Here is a 1048-nt window from a genome sequence, read left to right on the forward strand (position 1 = left end):
AGGCAGCCGGGGCTTTCCGGCTCGGTGCTGAACGGCAGCAGCGTCTCGCCAAGGGCGACGCTGATCTCGGCCAGGGATATTTTCTCGGGCGCCCGCCCGAGCAGCCAGCCGCCACCGTGCCCGCGCGACGAGGTGACGATGCCGGCATCGCGCAAGCCTGCGATGGTGCGGCGGACCACGACCGGATTGGTGTGAATGAAGGTGGCAAGCTGCTCGGAGGTCAGCGCCTGTTCGGGCTTCTCGGCCATGTGGACGAGAATGTGCAAGGTCGAGGACAGTCGGCTGTTGCGTTTCATGTAACTTAGTTAGTTACGATTGGCGAAGCCGTCAAGTGTTCGCCGGTTGCCACTTCCCAGCATCGCGTCCGCCGTGTTTAGTCCGGCCATGGCTTTCACCATCCGCCAGTTGCAGTTCTTCATCGCCGTCGCCGAGCAAGGCACGGTTTCGGGCGCCGCGCAGAACCTGTCAATCTCGCAGTCGTCGGTCACCGAAGCGATCAAGGAGCTCGAAAGCGATCTCGGCGTCGAACTGTTCGAACGCCATCCGCGTGGCCTCAACATCACCCACAAGGGCCACCAGTTCCTGCGCCACGCGACGAAGATCCTCGCGGACGTTTCCGACGCGCGCCGCTCTTTCTCCGGCGAGCAGACGGTGGCGGCCGGCCGGCTGCAGCTCGGCGTCACCTCCCTGGTTGCCGGTTATGTGCTGTCGGATCTGCTCGCCCGCTACCGTCGCGCCTATCCCGGCGTCGAGGTCTCTGCCATCGAGGACAATGGCGATTATCTCGAACACCTCCTGATTGGCGGCAAGCTCGACATTGCCGTCATGGTCACCTCCAATTTGCGCGACCGCACCGCGTTGCAGTCGGAAATCCTCGAAGTCTCGGCCTATCGGCTGTGGCTGCCGCTCGGTCATCCGCTCGTCGGCGCCGACATCATCAGCATTGGCGACATTGCCTCCGAAACGCTGATCATGCTGACCGTCGACGAGATCGAGGAGAATACCGGCAAGCTGCTGACGGCAATCGGCGTCAAGCCGCATGTCGCCT

2 protein-coding genes are annotated in these 1048 nt (G+C 63.3%); one reads left to right on the plus strand and one right to left on the minus strand.

Translation table 11 applies throughout. From position 1 onward, the window contains the following. The coding region (locus EN750_RS35935; protein ID WP_145968266.1) for an Rrf2 family transcriptional regulator at positions 1 to 296 on the minus strand (296 nt) is incomplete at its 3' end. An 88-nt stretch (positions 297 to 384) separates the two neighbouring features. Between EN750_RS35935 and EN750_RS35940 the strand changes: the two genes are divergently transcribed. Beyond that, positions 385 to 1048, plus strand: a 664-nt coding sequence (locus EN750_RS35940; protein WP_127399391.1) for a LysR family transcriptional regulator, incomplete at its 3' end; no start/stop codon positions are given.

The organism is Mesorhizobium sp. M7A.F.Ca.ET.027.03.2.1 (genome assembly GCF_003999175.1).
Lineage (GTDB): Bacteria > Pseudomonadota > Alphaproteobacteria > Rhizobiales > Rhizobiaceae > Mesorhizobium.